Origin of the sequence: Comamonas sp. w2-DMI (genome assembly GCF_040187735.1) — a bacterium.
GTDB classification, from domain to species: Bacteria; Pseudomonadota; Gammaproteobacteria; order Burkholderiales; family Burkholderiaceae_C; genus Comamonas; species Comamonas terrae.
In genome coordinates, this window is sequence record NZ_JBANEL010000075.1 from 1 (window position 1) to 1,537 (window position 1,537).

At 65.2% G+C, this 1,537-nt stretch carries 2 protein-coding genes; both read left to right on the forward strand.

The features are described 5' to 3' along the window. On the forward strand, positions 1 to 978 hold a 978-nt coding region (locus V8Z74_RS26120), incomplete at its 5' end, for a tyrosine-type recombinase/integrase (protein WP_349712295.1). Next, positions 975 to 1,537: DUF1016 N-terminal domain-containing protein (locus tag V8Z74_RS26125; protein ID WP_349712297.1), on the forward strand; the 563-nt coding region annotated here is incomplete at its 3' end. The genes V8Z74_RS26120 and V8Z74_RS26125, both read left to right, overlap by 4 nt.

Genomic DNA, 1,537 nt, shown 5'->3' on the forward strand with positions numbered 1-1,537 from the left:
CAGGACTGGTTGGCCGAGGTTCGCCGGGGCGGCGATCCTGGCGGCGCCAAGGCCGATGCGCGCAAGGCGCCCACCGTCACGGAGCTGTGCAAAAAGTTCATGGAGGAATACTCCAAGAAGCGCAACAAGCCCAGCACGCAGGAGGGCTATCAGGGCGTCATCGACCGCTGCATCATTCCACTGTTGGGCCGCAAGAAGGTGCAGGACGTGAAGCGGCCCGACATTGCCGGCCTGATGCAAAAGCTGGCCTACAAGCCGACCGAAGCGAACAAGGCTTTCGGCGTGTTGCGCAAGATGTTCAACCTGGCCGAAGTGTGGGGCTACCGTCCCGACGGCACGAACCCGTGCCGTCACGTCCCGATGTACCCACCTGGGAAGGAAACCCGGCTCATCATTGATGACGAACTGGCGTTGATCTTCCGCCACCTGGACAAGCTGGAAGCGGAAGGTCTGGAGAACTACGTCATCCCCTTGGCAATCCGCCTGCAATTCGAGTTCGCCGCGCGTCGCTCCGAAATCTGTCCGCTCGAATGGAGCTGGCTGGACTTCGAGAACCGGCGAGTGGTGTGGCCCGACAGCAAGACGGGCGGCATGTCCAAGCCCATGAGCGCGGAAGCCTATCGGCTGCTCTCGACGGCGCCACGTCGGGAAGGCTGCCCGTATGTCCTGCCATCGCCCAACGACCCGGACAAGCACCTGACCTTTGGCGAGCACTATGGCGGATGGTGCCGGGCGCTTAAGGCCGCCGGCGTGCCGCACGTCGGCACGCACGGCATCCGCCATCGTTCGACGACCGACATTGCCAATTCGGGCGTGCCGACCAAGGTAGGCATGAAGCTGACCGGGCACAAGACCGTGGCGATGTTCATGCACTACGTCCACACCGAGGACAAGCCGGTACGCGAGGCGGCCGAGCTGGTGGCGAGCCGTCGTCAGGCGATCACGGGTGCGCGGCAGGCCGAGGGAGTAGCAGCATGAACCGGCGCAAAGTATCCGTGGCGTCCTCCGCAGCGCCTTCGGCGCTGCTGGGCGACATTCGGGCATTGATTGAGGCGGCGCGGCAGCGCGCCGTCTTGGCGGTCAATGCCGAACTGACCCTGCTGTTCTGGCGTATCGGCCAGCGCATCCATACGGAGGTGCTGGCCGGCCAGCGGGCCGGGTACGGCGAGGAAATCCTGCCGACCCTGGCGGCGCAGCTTGTGCGCGACTACGGGCGCAGCTTCGCGGACAAGAACCTGCGCCGCATGGTGCAGTTCGCCGCCACCTACCCGGACGAGCCAATTGTCGTGACGCTGTCACGACAATTGAGCTGGTCGCATTTCCTGGCGCTGCTGCCGCTGAAAGACCCGCTCCAACGGCAATACTACGTGCAGATGGCGAGCGCCGAACGCTGGAGCGTGCGGACGCTGCGCGAGCGCATCGACTCGATGCTGTACGAGCGCACGGCGCTGTCGCAGAAGCCGGGCGAGACGATCGCGCAGGAGCTGGCGACGATGCGCGATGCGCAGCGCATGACGCCGGCGCTGGTCATGCGCGA